Origin of the sequence: Streptomyces sp. NPDC056373 (genome assembly GCF_042262425.1) — a bacterium.
Classification (GTDB): Bacteria; Actinomycetota; Actinomycetes; order Streptomycetales; family Streptomycetaceae; genus Streptomyces.
In genome coordinates this window covers 99649-116860 of sequence record NZ_JBHJPX010000008.1, presented here as the reverse complement: position 1 = coordinate 116860, position 17212 = coordinate 99649, and the positions used below count along the sequence as shown (strand labels likewise).

The 17212-nt window shown below is 72.1% G+C and carries 18 protein-coding genes; 8 read left to right on the top strand and 10 right to left on the bottom strand.

Annotated elements, in window-relative coordinates; all coding sequences use genetic code 11:
* Window positions 1–112: 112 nt before the first annotated feature.
* Window positions 113–1609 (bottom strand): carotenoid oxygenase family protein, encoded by a 1497-nt coding sequence (locus tag ACFCXS_RS18295; protein ID WP_376644360.1) that lies wholly within the window; start codon window positions 1607–1609, stop codon window positions 113–115.
* Between the two features lie 67 nt (window positions 1610–1676).
* Window positions 1677–2594, bottom strand: coding sequence for a LysR substrate-binding domain-containing protein (locus tag ACFCXS_RS18290; RefSeq protein ID WP_376644359.1), 918 nt, complete (start codon window positions 2592–2594; stop codon window positions 1677–1679).
* 117 nt (window positions 2595–2711) lie between these two features.
* Here ACFCXS_RS18290 and mgrA point away from each other — a divergent pair, with 117 nt between their 5' ends.
* Window positions 2712–3704: an L-glyceraldehyde 3-phosphate reductase gene (gene mgrA / locus ACFCXS_RS18285; RefSeq protein ID WP_376644358.1), complete on the top strand. Its 993-nt coding sequence runs from the start codon at window positions 2712–2714 to the stop codon at window positions 3702–3704.
* 198 nt (window positions 3705–3902) lie between these two features.
* On the opposite strand, the gene ACFCXS_RS18280 is transcribed toward mgrA, so the two are convergent.
* Window positions 3903–4286, bottom strand: coding sequence for a nuclear transport factor 2 family protein (locus ACFCXS_RS18280; RefSeq protein ID WP_376644357.1), 384 nt, complete (start codon window positions 4284–4286; stop codon window positions 3903–3905).
* A 334-nt stretch (window positions 4287–4620) separates the two neighbouring features.
* On the opposite strand from ACFCXS_RS18280, the gene ACFCXS_RS18275 reads away from it, so the two are divergent.
* The 4 genes from ACFCXS_RS18275 to ACFCXS_RS18260 are packed head-to-tail and all read left to right on the top strand — an operon-like array spanning window position 4621 to window position 9672.
* On the top strand, window positions 4621–5031 hold the full coding sequence (locus ACFCXS_RS18275) for a hypothetical protein (RefSeq protein WP_376644356.1): 411 nt from the start codon (window positions 4621–4623) through the stop codon (window positions 5029–5031).
* Window positions 5032–5086: 55 nt separating this feature from the next.
* Complete coding sequence (locus ACFCXS_RS18270; protein ID WP_376644355.1) at window positions 5087–7435, top strand: FHA domain-containing protein; 2349 nt, start codon at window positions 5087–5089, stop codon at window positions 7433–7435.
* 9 nt (window positions 7436–7444) lie between these two features.
* Window positions 7445–8680, top strand: coding sequence for a hypothetical protein (locus ACFCXS_RS18265; protein WP_376644354.1), 1236 nt, complete (start codon window positions 7445–7447; stop codon window positions 8678–8680).
* A complete protein-coding gene (locus ACFCXS_RS18260) occupies window positions 8677–9672 on the top strand; it encodes a serine/threonine-protein kinase (RefSeq protein ID WP_376644353.1) in 996 nt (331 codons plus the stop codon). Before ACFCXS_RS18265 ends, ACFCXS_RS18260 begins: the two co-directional genes overlap by 4 nt.
* Before the next feature lie 9 nt (window positions 9673–9681).
* On the opposite strand, the gene ACFCXS_RS18255 is transcribed toward ACFCXS_RS18260, so the two are convergent.
* Window positions 9682–10980 carry a streptophobe family protein gene (locus tag ACFCXS_RS18255; protein ID WP_376644352.1) on the bottom strand — a complete coding sequence of 433 codons (1299 nt, stop codon included), beginning with the start codon at window positions 10978–10980 and terminating at the stop codon, window positions 9682–9684.
* Between the two features lie 179 nt (window positions 10981–11159).
* Between ACFCXS_RS18255 and ACFCXS_RS18250 the strand changes: the two genes are divergently transcribed.
* Window positions 11160–12320 carry a DUF6777 domain-containing protein gene (locus ACFCXS_RS18250; protein WP_376644351.1) on the top strand — a complete coding sequence of 387 codons (1161 nt, stop codon included), beginning with the start codon at window positions 11160–11162 and terminating at the stop codon, window positions 12318–12320.
* A gap of 10 nt (window positions 12321–12330) precedes the next feature.
* On the opposite strand, the gene ACFCXS_RS18245 is transcribed toward ACFCXS_RS18250, so the two are convergent.
* The 3 genes from ACFCXS_RS18245 to ACFCXS_RS18235 are packed head-to-tail and all read right to left on the bottom strand — an operon-like array spanning window position 12331 to window position 13465.
* On the bottom strand, window positions 12331–12747 hold the full coding sequence (locus tag ACFCXS_RS18245; protein WP_376644350.1) for a PRC-barrel domain-containing protein: 417 nt from the start codon (window positions 12745–12747) through the stop codon (window positions 12331–12333).
* The gene (locus ACFCXS_RS18240; protein ID WP_376644349.1) at window positions 12744–13328 is read right to left on the bottom strand and encodes a PRC-barrel domain-containing protein; all 585 of its coding nucleotides are present in this window, start codon (window positions 13326–13328) and stop codon (window positions 12744–12746) included. The genes ACFCXS_RS18245 and ACFCXS_RS18240 overlap by 4 nt, the downstream gene beginning before the upstream one ends.
* Entirely contained in the window at window positions 13325–13465 is a 141-nt protein-coding gene (locus ACFCXS_RS18235; protein ID WP_362244019.1) for a hypothetical protein, read from the bottom strand. The genes ACFCXS_RS18240 and ACFCXS_RS18235 overlap by 4 nt, the downstream gene beginning before the upstream one ends.
* 186 nt (window positions 13466–13651) lie before the next feature.
* On the opposite strand from ACFCXS_RS18235, the gene ACFCXS_RS18230 reads away from it, so the two are divergent.
* Window positions 13652–14116 carry an ATP-binding protein gene (locus ACFCXS_RS18230; protein ID WP_376644348.1) on the top strand — a complete coding sequence of 155 codons (465 nt, stop codon included), beginning with the start codon at window positions 13652–13654 and terminating at the stop codon, window positions 14114–14116.
* A gap of 134 nt (window positions 14117–14250) precedes the next feature.
* On the opposite strand, the gene ACFCXS_RS18225 is transcribed toward ACFCXS_RS18230, so the two are convergent.
* Entirely contained in the window at window positions 14251–15138 is an 888-nt protein-coding gene (locus ACFCXS_RS18225) for an RNA polymerase sigma factor SigF (RefSeq protein WP_030844182.1), read from the bottom strand.
* 215 nt (window positions 15139–15353) lie between these two features.
* On the opposite strand from ACFCXS_RS18225, the gene ACFCXS_RS18220 reads away from it, so the two are divergent.
* A complete protein-coding gene (locus ACFCXS_RS18220) occupies window positions 15354–15773 on the top strand; it encodes a helix-turn-helix domain-containing protein (RefSeq protein WP_376644347.1) in 420 nt (139 codons plus the stop codon).
* Between the two features lie 18 nt (window positions 15774–15791).
* On the opposite strand, the gene ACFCXS_RS18215 is transcribed toward ACFCXS_RS18220, so the two are convergent.
* Both ACFCXS_RS18215 and ACFCXS_RS18210 read right to left on the bottom strand, forming a co-directional pair.
* Entirely contained in the window at window positions 15792–16394 is a 603-nt protein-coding gene (locus ACFCXS_RS18215; RefSeq protein WP_376644346.1) for a ClpP family protease, read from the bottom strand.
* Window positions 16394–17035 (bottom strand): ATP-dependent Clp protease proteolytic subunit, encoded by a 642-nt coding sequence (locus ACFCXS_RS18210; protein ID WP_376644345.1) that lies wholly within the window; start codon window positions 17033–17035, stop codon window positions 16394–16396. Before ACFCXS_RS18210 ends, ACFCXS_RS18215 begins: the two co-directional genes overlap by 1 nt.
* Window positions 17036–17212: the final 177 nt, after the last annotated feature.

Here is a 17212-nt window from a genome sequence, read left to right as displayed (position 1 = left end):
ATCGCGCATCGCCGGGGATCATGCGCCAGTGCGCCGACCATGTGCGGGCCGATCAGGCGCAGGCCGATGACGCGCAGCCCGATCACCCGCGGGCTGATCAAGCGCAGGGCGATCACGCGTCGGGGATCCAGCTTCCGTGGAGGCCCAGCGGCACCCGGCCCGGGAGGTGGATCCGGGCCACCGGCTCCCCGGTGAAGTCCTGGGCCGCCAGGATCACCAGGTCCGACGCCCCGCGCTCGGGGTTGTGCACGTACGCGATCGCGTACCCGTCGTCCTCCGCCGCCCTCCCGTCACCCGGGTCGGACGGCACGAACACGGCCTCACTCGCCGCCGCGTCCGCGGGCAGCCGGTGCACTTCGCAGGTGCCGCGCAGCAGGTCGTGCTTGAGGAGGGCGTTGGTGAACGCCCTGTCGGGCGGGATGCCGTCGACGGCCTGGTAGGCGAGCGACATCTGCGCGGCCGCGGCCGAGTAGCCGTACCGGTGCCTGCGGGACACCAGCGCCTCGTTGACCCGCGGGAACTCCTGGGGGCGGTCGTCGAGGGTCATGGTCCGCACCCGTCCGTGCCGCAGGTCGATCATCCAGCGGTCGAGCCGGGGGGTGCCCGTCGTGTGGGGGCCGCCCGAGCCGTTGCCGGCCACGAGGAACGGCGCGTCGAAGTTCGTCATGTCGACGACGATGTGCGGCCCCTCCTCGTACGCGTTGAGCGTGTGCGAGTAGTAGACCGGGTCGACCTCGAACCAGCGGACCCGACCGCCCGCACGGGGCATCACACCGACCCGCGCCGGATGCCGGTCGTTCCAGACGTACGGCACGAGGTCGCCGCGCTCGGCGCCCGCCGGGTCGAAGGTGACCGGCATGTCGAGGATCACCACGTGGTGCTCGGTGAGCGCGAAGTCGTGGATCATCGGCGCGTCCGCCACCGGGATCCTCGTGCTCCGCACCACCTTGCCCGCCGGCCCGACGACCAGGTGCCGGACGTGGTCCCAGGTCGGGTAGTAGGCGATCGCGTGCAGCTCGTCGGCATGGACGTCGAACTTGGTGTGCGCGGTGAGCGGGCCCTGGAGCGTGCCCCGGAAGTCGTACGTGCCGACGGTGTTCAGCTCGTCGTCGAGTTCGTACGGCAGCGGGCCGCTCTCCTGGAGCGCGAGGATCCGCCCCCGGTGGGGGATCACATGGGTGTTGCACGGGAAGTCGTCCGGTGGCACGGGACCCGGGTAGGGCTCGCCGAGTTTCCTCGCCACCTGCGAGGAGCGCACCCAGCGGTTGCGGTACCACTCGGCCCGGCCCTCGCGCAGCCGCACACCGTGCACCATGCCGTCGCCGAGCATCCAGTGGTGGGCGCGCGGGTCCTCCAGGCCCAGGACGTTGGGGCCGTTGCGCAGGTAGCGGCCGTTCAGCTCACGCGGGACGCGGCCGGTGACCGGCAGGTCGAAGGCCGTCAGCTCCTCGGTGACCGGCTCGAACGCGCCCTCGAGGAAGGGGAAGCGGCGCGGCGCCGCGGGCGCCGCCATGGCCGGGGCGGCCCCGGCACCGGTGCCGGCGAGCGTACCGGCCGCCGTGATCGCCGCCGCGCCGCGCAGCACGTTCCGTCGTGTGGGATCCGTCATCTGCCCTGCTCCTGACCGTCGTCGCCTTCGGGAACGGTCACGAGTCTGCTGCCCGGGGCGGATCGGGTCAGGAGGGGTGGACACCCTCCTGGGGTGGTGCCAGACCCCCTGTTTCCAGCAGGCCCATCAGCGCCCGGGCCGCGGGACTGGTCGCCTGCTCGGGCGGGAGCAGGGCCACCGTCTCGTACACGGCGTCGTCGGCGCCCTTGACCGGCAGGGCGGTCAGCGAGGCGCGCTTGTGCCGGAAGTGACGTGGCACGACGGCGATGCCGAGGTTCTCGTCGACGAGGTCGAGGAGGCTGTGCACGTCGTTGACCTCCAGGGCCACGCTCCGGCGGACGCCCGCCGCGGCGAACGCGGCGTCGGTGGTGCGCCGCGGCCCCCAGTCCGGATGGAAGTCGACGAAGACCTCACCGCCGAGATCCTCCGGCGTCACCGCGGCCCCGGCCGCCGCGAGCCGGTGGCTCGGATGGCACAGCACGGTCATCGGCTCGCAGGTCAGCGGCACGGTCCGCAGCTGCTCGGTGTCCTCCTGGGCGGTACGCACGGCGAACGCGAGATCCAGGCGCCCGGCCGCGACCTCCTCGGCGAGGGCCCCCGAGCCCGCCTGCCGCAGACAGATCTCCACGTCCGGGTGGCGTCTTCGGAAGGCCGCCAGCAGCCCCGCCACATGCACCCCGGCGATGCACTGCTCGGAGCCGAGCGCGAGCATCCCGCGCAGCACACCCTGAACCGCGGCCACCGCCTCGTGCGCCGAGCGGACCTGCGCGAGGATCCGCTCCGCCTCGCCGAGCAGCGCCCGTCCGGCGGGGGTGAGCGTCACCCGGCGTGTGGTGCGGACGAACAGCGGCGTCTGCAGTTCCCGCTCCAGGGCCCGGATGGACGCGGACAGGCCGGACTGGGACACCAGGAGGCGTTCCGCCGCGCGGGTGAAGTGCTGGTCCTCGGCGACCGCGACGAAGTGCTGCAGGTGACGCAGTTCCATGACTGAGAAGCGTAGCCGCTGAGTTTCATCGGATTCTTCTGTTGGACGCATGGGCGCAGGTCACGCAAGAGTGGACACCGGTTCCCTCCCGACCGTGCCAACCCCTCTGGAGTCGCGTTGTACACCGCACACCCCGACCGCTACGCGGACATGCCCTACCGGCGCACCGGACGCAGCGGTCTGAAGCTCCCCGCGCTGTCGCTCGGCCTGTGGCACAACTTCGGCCCGGACCGGTCCGTCGAGACGCAGCGCGCCATCCTGCGCCGCGCCTTCGACCTCGGCGTCACCCACTTCGACCTCGCGAACAACTACGGACCGCCGCCCGGCGCCGCCGAGTCCGCGCTGGGCGAGTTCCTGAAGGCCGACTTCGCGCCGTACCGCGACGAGCTGGTGATCTCCACCAAGGCCGGCTACCTGATGTGGCCGGGCCCGTACGGCGAGTGGGGCTCGCGCAAGTACGTGCTGTCCTCGCTGGACCAGAGCCTGAAGCGGATGGGCCTGGACCACGTCGACATCTTCTACTCGCACCGCCCCGACCCCGACACCCCGCTCGAGGAGACGATGGGCGCCCTGCACTCGGCGGTGCAGCAGGGCAAGGCGCTGTACGTCGGCGTCTCGAACTACTCGGCGGAGCAGACCCGTGAGGCCGCCCGCATCCTGGGCGAGCTGGGCACCCCGCTCCTCATCCACCAGCCGCGCTACTCGATGCTGGACCGCCGTCCCGAGGACGAGGGCCTGCTCGACGCCCTCGACGAGCTCCAGGTGGGCTCCATCGTCTTCTCCCCGCTGGAGCAGGGCGTGCTCTCCGCCCGCTACCTCGACGGCATCCCCGAGGGGTCCCGGGCCGCGAGCGACAGCCCCTTTCTGAACTCCGACGCCCTCACCGAGGACCTGGTGGGCCGGCTGCGCGACCTGAACGACATCGCGAAGTCCCGCGGCCAGACCCTGGCCCAGATGGCCCTGGCCTGGGTCCTGCGCGGCGGCCGGGTCACCTCCGCGCTGGTCGGCGCGAGCAGCGCGCGGCAGATCGAGGACAGCGTCGGCGCGATCGCCAACCTGGACTTCGACGCGGAGGAGCTGGCCCGGATCGACGCCATCGTCAAGCAGTAGCGGGTCCGCCGGCCCGGGGGCGGCCACCCCCGGGCACCCGGGCCACGAGCGGATCTGCCTACGAGCTGATCTGCCTGCGAGCTGATCGGCCCACGAGCTGATCTGCCTTCGAGCGGATCTGCCTTCGAGCTGATCGGCCCGCGAGCTGATCGGTCCACGAGCTGATCCGCTCCTCGATGTGCATCGCGGGCGCCGGGCTCACGCCCCGGCGGGCACCCGGTCCAGGAAGCCGAGCACGGCCCTGATGCGGCCCTGCCCGTCCAGGATGATCACATCCGACCCGGCGACCGGCGCCGAGCCGTCGGCCGCGCTCACCAGCTCCCACGAGAAGCGGGCGATGTCGTGGTGCCCGTCGACGCCACCGGTGAGCCGGAACTCGAAACCCGCGAACTGCTCCCGGGCCGCCGCGATCACCGCGGCGATCCCGTCGTGGCCGCTGACGTCGGCCAGGGGGTCGGTGTACCTGCCGTCCTCGGTCCAGGCGGCGGCGACCGCCGTGGCGCGTGCCGCCGCGTCGTCGGCGTTCCAGGCCTCGAAGTAGCGGGCGACGGCGTCCTCGTGGCGGTGGGCGGTTGCGGACATGGGCGATCATCCTCCGGAAGGTCGTCATTGCTGGTCAGGGACCGGGTTCCGTGCTCGGCCGACCCGGTACGACCACCTTGCCCGCACCCGCCGGGAGCGTCGATTACCTCCGGAGTCATGAGCCGTCGCCACCGCTCGCCGGATTTCGGCCAACTCGGGGTGTGAATATGCCAGGAGAGTGGCCGGAAAGTCGTGGTGACAGTGATTCAGTAGTGAACATACTGACCTGCGAGAGCGCTTTTCACATCGAGCGACGGCGCCCTCACGCACAGCACCGAACCGCAGAAGGGGCGAGGCCGGCCGGCAGACGGGCGGGGCTACGGGGGAGGGTCACGTGCACGACGAGTTTCTGTGCCACGTCACGGCGTACGGAGTCTGCGACGGCCGCCGGATCGGAGTCCCCCTCGGCACCTACCGCGCGCCCACTCTCGCCCTGGCCCTGTGGTGGCTGCGCGACCGCGCCTCCTGGATCGCCCAGCGCCTCGACCCGATGCCGGACGCCGAGCACTTACCGCCGGGCTCGCTCGTGCCGGTCGCCCCCACCGTGCCCGACGTGCCCATGCTGCTGCGCGCCTGGTGCGCCGATCCCGCCCAGCAGGAGCGGGTCGCCGAGGAGTTGGCGGCCGGACGGCTGGTACGCATCGCCACCAGCGACGACACCACCGAGTACGAACTGCTCGCCGAGTCCGTGGACGCCCTGCGGATGCAACGCACCGCCCCCTTCGTCGGCATCACCGTCGGCTGAACCGCGCCCCCCTTCGCCCAGGCGCGTACCAGGCCAAATCGGTAGAATCTTGACCATGGCGCAACCCTCGGTAGCACCAGAGCTCGTCCTGGAGACGGAGACGGGCACCACCGTGATGATCCCGGGCCACGACTACCACGTAGGGCGCGACCCCTTGTGCGACATCGTCATCGACGACGACCGCGTCTCCTGGCACCACGCGGTGCTGAAGCCCGAGGACGGTCACTGGACGATCGAGGACGAGGACAGTACCAACGGCACCTACGCCGACGGCCGCCGCATCCATGAACGGGACGTCGGGCCCGGCAGCGTCATCCGCTTCGGCAATCCGGCCGACGGACCCCGCATGACCCTGACGGGACGCCCCGCCCCCGCCGCCCCCGCCGCCCCCAGGCCGGAACGCCCCTCCGCCGTCTCCATGCCGGCCCACACCGGCACCTACCGGCAGCCCACGACCGTACGGCCGTTGCCCTCCCGTACCGTCCGCATCGGCCGCGCCTCCGACAACGACCTGGTCATCGACGACCTCGTGGTCTCCCGCCGGCACGCCGAACTGCGCGCCCTGGCCGACGGAACCTACGAGATCACCGACCTGGGCAGCCACAACGGCACGTACCTCAACGGCAGCCGCGTCACCAGGGCCCCGGTCGGCCCCGGCGACATCGTCGGCATCGGCCACTCGGCCTTCTGCCTCGTCGGCGACCAACTCCAGGAGTACGTCGACACCGGCGAGGTCTCCCTCGACGTGCAGGACCTAGCCGTCAGCGTCGACCGCGGTCGCAAGACGCTGCTGGACCACGTGTCGTTCCCGGTGGGGGAGAAGTGCCTGCTCGCCGTCGTCGGCCCGAGCGGCGCCGGCAAGTCCACACTACTCAACGCCCTCACCGGCCAGCGGCCCGCGGACCACGGCACCGTCCTGTACGACGGCCGCGACCTCTACCGCGACTACGCCGAGCTGCGCCAGCGCATCGGTCTGGTGCCGCAGGACGACATCCTGCACGCGCAGCTGACCGTCCGCAAAGCGCTCTCCTACGCCGCCGAACTGCGCTTCCCGCAGGACACCGCCAAGGCCGAGCGGCGCGCCCGGGTCGACGAGGTCATCCGTGAACTGGGCCTGGAACAGCGCGCCGACCAGCCCGTGCACAGCCTGTCCGGCGGCCAGCGCAAGCGCGTCAGCGTGGCCCTGGAACTGCTGACGAAGCCGTCGCTGCTGTTCCTCGACGAACCGACCTCCGGCCTCGACCCCGGCATGGACCGCTCGGTGATGCACATGCTGCGCGGCCTGGCCGACGACGGCCGGACCGTCATCGTCGTCACCCACAGCGTCCTCAGCCTGGACGTGTGCGACCGGCTGCTCGTTCTCGCGCCCGGCGGGAAGATCGCCTACTACGGGCCGCCCGAGGACGCCCTGTCCTTCTTCGGCTTCGAGGAGTGGCCGGAGGCCTTCGAGGCCTTCGAACGGGACACCGACCGGGACTGGGCGGGGCAGTACCTCGCCTCGCCCTTCCACGGACGGTACGTGGCCGACGCCTCCGCCCAGCCCGAGCGGCCCCGCTCCGAGCCCGTCGTCATCACCGCCCCGCCCCGGCCGCGCAGCCGCGGTGCCCAACTCGGCACACTGGTACGCCGGTACGCGGCCGCTCTCAGCGCCGACCGCACCTTCCTGATCATCATGATCGCCCTGCCGTTCGTGATGGGCGCGATGGCCCGCGCCCTGGCGGGCGGCAAGCTGACGCAGGACACGGCGATGAACGCGCTGCTCATCCTGTGTGTCGGCGCGGTGCTCACCGGGGCCGCCAACGCCGTGCGCGAACTCGTCAAGGAACGCGTGATCTACCAGCGTGAACGGGCGGTGGGCCTGTCCAGATCGGCGTACCTGATGTCCAAGGTCATCGTCCTGGGCGTCATCACCGTGCTCCAGGCGGTGGTGCTGACCCTCGTCGCCCTGCTGGGCGTGGACCTCAACGCGCCCGGAGGCGAAGGTGTGCTGATGCCGCCCCTGGTGGAGATCACGGTCGCCGTCGCCCTGCTCGCGTTCACGGCGATGATGCTCGGCCTGCTCGTCTCGGCCCTGGTGCGCAAGGAAGAGGTGACGATGCCGCTGCTGGTGCTCATCGCCATCGTCCAGGTCGTCTTCTGCGGAGCCCTGTTGAAGCTGGCCGACACCCCGGGGCTCGAGCAGCTGGGCTGGCTGGTGCCGGCGCGCTGGGCGCTGGCCGCGATGGCCGGGACGGTCGGACTGGCCCGGATCGTCCCCGACGACCTGACGAAGGACCCGCTGTTCGAGCACTCGGTGGGCACGTGGCTGCTGGATGTCGGGATGCTGGTCGTGCTGTCGGTGCTCTTCGGGTTCCTGGTGGCCCGGCTGCTGCGCCGGCACGAACCGGCCGTCATGCGGAAGTAGGGAGCACCGATGACGACCCCCGGCTTCCGGCCCACGCACGTCGTCCCGCAGCACGGGATGCCCGCCTGGGAGGCCCCCGACCCGGCCCGGCCCACCGTGGACCTCGATCCCCTGCTGCCGGTGCAGCTGCTGGAGCGCCAGGGTGACTGGGGGCACGTGCTGTGCTTCAACGGCTGGTCGGCATGGGTCGACGGCCGCCGTCTGGTCGCCGTACCGCAGGATCCGCCCGCCGCGGACGGACCGCTCACCCGCGCCGCCGATCCGCGGCCGCTGCTGGGCCGGGCGCAGGAGGCTCTGGCGCGCTACCGCTCCGCGGTGGAGGACCTCGCGACCGGCCTCGACCGCGAGTCGTTCCGCACCCGCACGCACGGCATGCGGATCGGCGTCGTCGTCGACGGTGAGTCCGTGTGGCTCTACGACTCCGCCCACGGGCACTGGGTGTACGCCGACGGCACCCGGATGACCACGTACGCGACGGACGAGACACCCGAGGCGGGACCGGCGTCCCGCCCGGCCGCGGCGCCCGTGCAGCCCCCGGCGCGAGTGGTTCCGCCCGAGAGTCCCGTCGAGCCGTCCCGCGCACGGAAGGCCGCAGGCCCGGCCGACCCGCCCCCACCGGCGCAGAGCGCACCCGCCGGGCCCACGCGCGTGGTCCCACCCGCGTCACCGTCGCCGTCACCGTCAGGGTCGGCCCGGCCCGAATCGCCCTCGCCCCCGCCCGAGGCCCCCGAACCGACGGCCGGACCGGTGCTGCCCCCCGAGGCTCCGGAGCCCACGCGCGTGGTGGCCCCGGATGCTCCCGAGCCCACACGCGTGGTCGCCCCGGACGATGCACCCGAACCCACGCGGGTCGTGGCTCCCGACGCACCCGAACCCACCCGGGTGGTGCGCTCCGACGCTCCGGAGTCCACGCGGGTGGTGGACCCTGATGCTCCCGAACCCACCCGGGTGGTGGGTCCCGATGCTCCGGAGTCCACGCGGGTGGTGGCGCCGGATGCTGCCGAGCCCACGCGGGTGGTGGACCCTGATGCTCCCGAACCCACCCGGGTGGTGGGCCCCGACGCTCCGGAGACCGCGCGGGTGGTGGCGCCGGACACTCCCGAGTCGACGCGCCTCGTGTCCCCCGAGGAGCGGAAGGGCGAGGGTGAAGGCGAGGAGGAGGCCGATCGGCCGGGGGCGCCGCCCACGCGGGTCGTGGGGCATGAGCCCACCCGGGTCGTCTCGCCCGAGGGTGACGGGCGTTGACCCGCGAGACGAGCCTGTTCGCCGGGCGGCCCTCCGAGCTGGTGGGGCAGCAGATCGCCGGGTACCGGATCGAGCAGGAGATCGGGCGCGGCGGCATGGCCGTCGTGTACCGGGCGCGCGACCTGCGCCTGGAACGCACCGTCGCCCTGAAGCTGCTCGCCCCCGAACTCGCCCGCAACGACACCTTCCGCCGCCGCTTCACCCACGAGTCGCGGGCCGCCGCGGCGATCGACCACCCGCACATCGTGCCGGTGTTCGAGGCCGGCGAGACGGACGGCGTGCTGTACATCGCGATGCGGTACGTCCCCGGCAGCGACCTCCGGCATGTCCTCGACCGCGAGGGCCCCATGCCGCCCGCCACCGCCCTGCGCGTCGCCGCCCAGGTCGCCTCCGCACTCGACGCGGCCCACGATCACGGACTGGTCCACCGGGACGTCAAACCGGGCAACATCCTGGTGGCCCGCGGCACCGACAGCGACCACCCCGAGCACGTCTACCTCACCGACTTCGGCCTCACGAAGAAGTCCCTGTCGCTGACCGGCTTCACCACGGTCGGCCAGTTCGTCGGCACGCTCGACTACGTCGCCCCCGAGCAGATCTCCGGCAAGCCGGTCGACGCCCGATGCGACGTGTACGGGTTCGCCTGCGTCGTCTTCGAGACCCTGGCCGGCCACCCGCCCTTCCTGCGCGACGACGACATGGCCCTGCTCTGGGCCCACCAGTACGACGAACCGCCGCCGTTGACCGAGGACCGGCCCGACCTCGACCCGCGGGTGGATCCCGTCCTCGCCCAGGCCCTCGCCAAGAGCCCCGACGACCGGTACCCGTCCTGCCTCGCGTTCGTGGCCGCTCTGCGCGCCGCGACGACCGGCGGCGAGACCGACGCCCCCAGGACGCCCACACGGGTGGACCGGCAGCTGCCGGGCGTGGGGGAGGAGCGGCCCAAGCAGCCGCCCCGCTGGGCCGAACCGGTCTTCGTGCGGCGGACGTAGTCCGCGGCGTCAGTTCCCGCCGCCGGTGCGGACCTCGCCCCGCCGCCGTACGCGACGCGCCAGCAGCGCCCCGGCGAACCCGGCGACCAGCCCCCATGGGACGGCCAGGCCCACAGCACCCCACAGTTTGGGCCTCAGGAACAGCTCGCCCCCCAGACCGCCCCCCAGGTCACCGATGCCCAGCACGGACAGGCCGAAGTGCGCTGAGATCCGCCCCACGAGGCAGATCGCGAACACCGTGAGCCCGAGCGCGAGGGCCATGTGCACCGCGTGCTGCCAGGCCCGCACGCGGGCCGGTGAGCGGGCCGCCATCACGAACCCGGCGGCCAGCAGCAGCACGATGTCGACGACCAGCAGCCACCACACCCGGCCGTCGTGCTGGGCGAGGGTCCGCAGGTTCAGCTCGGAGACGTCCGGGGTGCGCAGCACCTCGTCGAGCACGTGCGGCATGGGCAGCCCGAACGGCCCCTCCACCCTGCCGTTCCAGGTGGCGCCGAGCCCGATCGTCAGCGCCAGCCACATCAGGTTGGGCATGCCCAGCAGGATCACCGCGAACGTCTCCCGCGGGTGCCCCTTGCCCGCCGCGACGACCAGGGCGACGACCACACCGATGGCGACGCAGGCCAGCAGCAGCGCGACCATCGCGTACGCGGCAGGCCGCACCGACGCCTGAAAGCGCAGCAGTCCCGCGGGCAGCGGCGCCCCGCGGGACACCAGCAGCGTCAGCACCAGCACGCCGGCCAGCCACACCACGCCGACGAACACGGACAGCGGGACGTCGGTGGTGAAACCGACCTTCGGTGACGCGCCGAACAGGTCGCCGAGTTCACCGAGCGTGTCGTCCCCGAGGGAGATGTCGAAGGTGTGGCGGGCCGCGAGAGTCAGGCCGATCAGCGCGATCAGCCACAGGGCCGCCACCCGGCCGGCCCAGCCGGCCAGTTCCGCCGCACCGGCGACCGCGCGATGCCGCAGCGGCCGCAGGAAACCCCAGGCGAGCACCAGCGCCCCGGCGAGCGTGACGGACAGCGGAATCACCGTCAGACCCGCCTGCGTCGAGGCGAGGTCGCCCGCACTTCCGGTGAGTTTCACCGTGCCGCCGACCGCGGTGACCATGGTGGCGGCGACGACGGGACCGAAGGACCCGTCCGGGAGGTCACCGGCCCCGGCCGCCCACAGTCCCAGGGAAGCCACCACCGCCATGGCGAGCAGCCCGGCGAGCACCGTGACGAGGGCATGCACCCAGCCGTGGCGGGCGACGGCCCGCTCGCCGGAGGTACGTGTCTGGCCGGAGGAGGTGCGCGAACTCACGCTGCCACGCTAAGCAGCCCCCGTACGGGGCGCCCGCCGGAGAGGTCCGTCCGCGTCGGCTTGCGGGGCGCACTGGACCGGGGCACACAATGAGCTCGTAGTGAAAAAAGCGGAATACATCGGGGCAAATCGCCTTGAGTGTGTGAAGTTCGCAGAGAACCCACGCGGGAGAAGAGCTCGTGAGCGTCGATCCACCGTCGTCCGGCCGTCCCACAGGACCTCCTTCGGGCCCGCTGTCGGGTCCTTCCCAGCCACCCTCGGGTGGCGGCGGCCCGCCGGCGGAGCCGCCGAGCGGAGGCGGCAGGGAGCCGGGGCCCCGCCGCCCGTGGTGGGGCTCCGTGCCCCGGGTCGCGATCATCGCCACTGCGGTGGTGGCCGCCGTGGTCCTGGCCGTGGTGCTCTCCCGGCCCGACAACGGCGGCAGCGGTGCGTCCGACGGGGGCACCAGCACGTCCGCCGGCGAGGTCTTCCTCCAGCCCGCGGCCGACACGGGCCCGGACGAGTTCACCGACTCGACGGCCGAGGAGAAGAGCTCCGCCTCGCCGGTCACGCCCTCGGGAGCCACCGAGTCGGCGCCGCAGAACGCCGTCCGCGGCGTGGAGGGCGACGCGCCCGGTCTGTACGGCGGCACGCGCAACGTCGCCAGCTGCGACGTGGAGAAGCAGATCACGTTCTTCGCCGACGCCCCGGACAAGCAGCGCGCCTTCGCCTCGGTCGCCGGGATCCAGCCGTCCGACGTCCCCTCCTACCTGCGTTCGCTCACTCCCGTGCAGCTTCGCATCGACACCCGCGTCACCAACCACGGCTACAAGAACGGCGCCCCCACCAGCTATCAGGCCGTCCTCCAGGCCGGCACGGCCGTCCTCGTCGACGACCGTGGTGTACCCCGGGTGCGTTGCGCGTGCGGCAACCCGCTGTCCCCACCGGTCGCGCAGCAGAGCGCGCCGAAGACGGCAGGCGACGCGTGGCCGGGGTACAAGGCGTCGAACGTCGTCGCGGTGACACCCGCGCCGGAGCCGGTCGACGTCTTCGTGATGTGCGAACCCGACGGCGAGTGGTTCGAGCGCCAGGCGGGCGACACGGGCAAGAAGGACCACAAGACGAAGAAGCCCGGCAAGCCGTCTCCGTCGGCGAGCGTCACCACGCCGACGGCACCGACCGGCTCGACGTCGTCGAAGCCGCCCACGAGCCAGCCGCCGACCTCGAACACGGACACGTCCGGGCCGACGACCGAAGAGCCGCCGACGTCCGACACCCAGCCGCCGCCCGACAGCAACACGGGGGGCGACACCGGAAGCGACACCGGCGGTGGCACGACGGAGCAGGCCCCGGCCTCCTGACCCGGCCGGCTCAAGCCGCGCGGACCACCAGTGCGTAGTCACCGAGTCCGAGCAGCCGGTCGCCCGGCAGGTCGCCATGAGCCGTGACGACCGCTTCGACGCGGCCCGTCTCCGGTTCGAACGCGACGTCCTGGACCGTGCCGAGCGTGTCGCCCGTCTCGGTGAGGATCCTGAGGCCGGGCAGCTCGTGGTGCGGCGGCACCTCGGCCGGTTCGGCGGTCGTGCGGACCAGTACCGCGTCCGGGCCGATGGCGTGCAGGGAGCCCCAGGCCAGCACGGTCTCCTTACGGGAGTGCCGGCCCCGTAGCCGGACATGCGTGACCACACCGGACACGGCGTCGACCGTCAGCGACCTCAGCGCGCCGATGTCCTCCGCCTCGGTCAGTGTCAGCACGGGGAGGCCCCGAGCCTCGGAGAACAGCATCATGGCGCCGACCCCTCCTGCCCGGCCCGGAAGGCCCCGCCCCTGGCGACGAAGGCCGGCAGGTCGTCGGCGACGTAGCGGGTGGCGTCCGCGGGGATGACCAGGGCACGACCGGAGACCGCGAGCGTTTCGCCGCGCGGCACGTAGACCCGGTGCCGCCGGCGTCTGGAGGCCTGCACCAGTGCCTTGGCCGCGGCGATCCGGAAGCCGACGACCCGGCCGCTGGTGCCGCCCTCGACGATCACGTCGAGCACCGTGCCCACGTCGGTGCCCTCGTCGGTCAGTACCTTCGCGTGCAGCACCCTGCCCTGCTGCGCCTCGCGTCGGGCCACCACGACGGTGGTGTCCTGCAGCGCCAGGGCGTCGCGGATCATGACCGCGTGCGGGCCCAGCGCGTGGACCGCGGGCCACGGCAGGCTCTGCTTCAGCGGCCCGCTCAGCAGGCCGCGTCCGCTCAGCGTGAAACCGGTGATCCGACCGGCGGCGGCGTCGAACACGGTGTCCTTGACCTGTGCGACGGCGTCGCCGCCCAGGGTGACCACCGGAAGGGTGGTCAGGCTGCGTGCAGCCAGCAGCTCGTTCATCGCAGGCCCTTCCCGCCGGGCCGACGCCGGACCGCGATGACGGTCCCCGACCGTCGCCCCGCCTGCACGGCGAGCGTCACCGCCGCGACGGCGGCGAGCGCCGCGATCACCACGACCAGCCATGTCCACCAGGCCACAGCGCACCTCCGGCGATCCGGCCCGGCCGCCCTCGGCCGGTCCTGATTCCTTCCGGGTGCCCTGCGAAGGGGGGACAATGCCCGCGTCATGGAATGGGGGAGAATCTGTCAGGACTGTGAAGCCGGGCTCGGGGTACGAGCAAGGTGCAGAGCGTCCGGCCAGTCCGGCTTCCCGGAGAGAAAAGAATGATCGACCACCTGGACGGGGCAGTGATACCGACTGGTTTCGACGTGCCCGTGGAACCGCTGAGGCGGGCGGCACACTACACCGGCGAGCAGGGATGCATCGCCGAGGCGCGGTCCTTCGCCGCGCTCTTTCTCGACCAGCTCAGGACCGAGTGGTGCGCGCGGATCGACGAGCGGATCGACGGCGCCGTACTGCTGGTGGTGAGCGAGCTGATCACCAATGCCGACCGGCACAGCAACGGGCCGTACATCCTCGAACTCGTCGGCACCGACGCCGCGGTGACCGTGTCGGTCTACGACAGCAGCTCCGCACTGCCCCGCATCTTCCCCCGCAACCCCGAGCGCATCGGCCGGCACGGCCTGGAGATCGTCCACGCTCTCGCGGAGCAGGTCAGTGTGGAAAGGGTGCCGGTGGGCAAGCGGGTGCGCGCCGTCCTGCCGCTCTCCGGAGTAACCGGCGGGTGAGCCGTCCGGGTGAGATGCGTCACCCGGACGGAACGAATCGTTTCCACGTCGGGAAACCCACGCGAGCCGGACAGCACTCGCGGGTGCCGCCCACTCCCGCATGGAGGGGCGGCACCCGCCGGTCGGAGGCCCTGTCAGGCGCAGCCCAGCTCGCCCAGCATGCCCTCGCGCAGTCGTGTGATGATCCGCTTGATCAGGCGGGAGACGTGCATCTGCGAGCAGCCGAGCTGCTCACCGATCTCCGCCTGGGTGGCCTCCTCCACGAACCGCATGTGGATGATCTGCCGGTCGCGCTCGCTCAGCTCCGCCATGAGCGGGGCCAGCGAGTGGAAGTCCTCGACGAGCCGCAGCCCGTCCTCCTCCACACCGATGAAGTCGGCCAGGACGGCCTCGCCGCCCTCCGGGCCGTCCCCGGTCAGCGCGGCGTCCAGCGACGACGAGTTGTACCCGTTCGCCGCGATCTGCCCCTCCACGACCTCACGCTCGGAGATGTTCATCAGCGTGGCCAGCTCGGCGACCGTCGGCTCGCGGTCCAGCCGGCTGGCGAGCTCCTCACGGGCCTTGGCGAGTTCGACGCGCAGCTCCTGCAGCCGCCGGGGCACGTGCACCGCCCACGTCGTGTCCCGGAAGAACCGCTTGATCTCGCCGACGATGTACGGCAGCGCGAAGGAGGTGAACTCGACCTCGCGCGAGAGCTCGAACCGGTCGATGGCCTTGATCAGGCCGATCATGCCGGTCTGGACGATGTCCTCCATGTCGTCCCCGCGGCCGCGGAACCGGCCGGCGGCGAAGCGCACGAGCGACATGTTCATCTCGATGAGGGTGTTGCGCGCGTACTGGTACTCGTGTGTTCCCTCTTCGAGTTCCGTCAGGCGCTGGAAGAACTGGCGGGACAGCTGCCTCGCGTCCCGCGGAGCCACGGACCGGGGGTCCACGACTCCTGGCAGTGCTCCGTCACCCGCGCTGGCCTCGGCGTTCTCTTCGACAACCTGTGCCTTCGACCGGATCACGGCGGTCTCCATTACCTCTCCCACGAACGTCACGGCGGACATCTGCATAGGTACTCCCGAGTTGCGGGTACCCGGGTCGGCGCGCACCATGCCCCCCTATTTTGCCATGGGCGAAATAGGGCGGAATGTGACCCTCCGTCGTCCGTCTCCGCCGTGGGCGCGGTGATTCCACCCAGGGCGGAACGCCAGGCCCTTCCCCCGGCGGCCGGGATTCCTAGGCTGGAGCGGTGAGCAACCACCTGCCGAACGAAGCCCGAGTCATTCCGCTGCGCCCGCACGGGGCGCGTCCCGCCGGCGCACCGCAGCGCCAGGCGCCGCCGGCCCCGGCCCCGGCCGGTAAGGAACCGCTGTGGCGGGACCTGGTGGGTGACGTCCTGCGCCGCGAACGCCTCACGCAGGAGCGCACGCTGAAGGACGTCGCCGACGAGGCGCGGATCTCCATGCCCTACCTCTCGGAGGTGGAGCGGGGCCGCAAGGAGGCCTCCTCGGAGGTCCTCGCGGCCGCCGCCCACGCCCTCGGGCTGAACCTCGGCGACCTGCTGGCCAGGGCGCAGGGCGAACTCACACGTCTCGGCTCGCGCCACGCGGGCGGCGGTCGCCGTGGCGCGGCCGGCTCGTCGCACGACGGAATGTGCCTGGCCGCCTGAGCCGTACCGGCCGGCGCCTCAGACCCTCGCGAGGCGCCGGCAGAGCACCTCGTCGGCCAGCCCGTAGCCCACCGCCTCCTGAGCGGTGAACACCTTGTCGCGGTCCATGTCGGCCCGCAGGGTCGCCGCGTCGTGATGGGTGTGCCGCGCCAGCACCTCCTCGACCTGGGAGCGGATCCGCACCATCTCCTTGGCCTGGAGCGCCAGGTCGGACACCATGCCGCGCTGCCCGCCCGCGGCCGGCTGTCCGAGCAGCACCCGCGAGTGCTCCAGCACGAACCGCCGCCCCGGGTCCCCGCCGGCCAGCAGCACGGCCGCCGTGGAGGCCGCCTGCCCGACGCAGAACGTGGAGATCGGCGCCTGCACGAACGTCATGGTGTCGTAGATCGCCATGAGCGAAGTGAACGAGCCGCCCGGCGAGTTGATGTAGATCGCGATCTCGCTCTCCGGGGAGGACGACTCCAGGTGGAGGAGCTGGGCGATGACGACGTTGGCGACGCCGTCGTCGATCTCGGTGCCGAGGAAGATGATCCGCTCGGACAGCAGGCGGCTGAACACGTCGTAGGACCGCTCGCCCTGCGGAGTGCGCTCCACGACGTTCGGGATCGTGTACGTACCCATCACTGCAGCCCCATCCTGCGCCGGGTGGCAGCAGGGCGGACGTCCGCGAGGGACTCCACGACCCGGTCCACCATGCCGTACTCCCTGGCCTCCTCCGCCGTGAACCAGCGGTCCCGGTCGCCGTCCCGGGAGATGGCCTCCGGGCTCTGGCCGGTGTGCTCGGCGGTGATCCGCTCGATGGTCCGCTTGGTGAACTCCAGGTTCTCCGCCTGGATCTCGATGTCGGCGGTGGTGCCGCCGATGCCCGCCGACGGCTGGTGCATCATGATCCGCGCGTTCGGCAGGGCGTAACGCTTGCCCGGCGCGCCGACGCTCAGCAGGAACTGGCCCATGCTGGCCGCGAAGCCCATGGCCAGCGTGGAGACGTCGTTCGGGATGAGCCGCATCGTGTCGTAGATGGCGAGGCCGGCGTGCACCGCGCCGCCCGGGCTGTTGATGTACAGACTGATGTCGGTGTGGGCGTCCTCCGCGGACAGGATGAGCAACTGGGAGCAGACCCGGTTGGCGGAGACCTCGTCGACCTGGGTGCCCAGCAGCACGATGCGCTGCGCCAGCAGCTGGGCGGCCAGATGGTCGTCGAACCGGGTCGGAGGGGTGTCGCCCTCCTCGGCCCGCGGGGCGAGTGTCGTGAGTGGAGTCATCGGTTCTCCTCGTGTGCGGCGACAGGTGCCGCTGACGTGTCGGGGATGTGCCGTCGACTCCACTCTTGACCTCGGACGATGCCCGCGAACGGTTTCTCTGCCCTCGGCAGATCCGCTGCCGGCAGAGCCCGCCCGCTCGGCCCTTCTCGCGCAACTGGCGGAAGAACGCCCGCACAT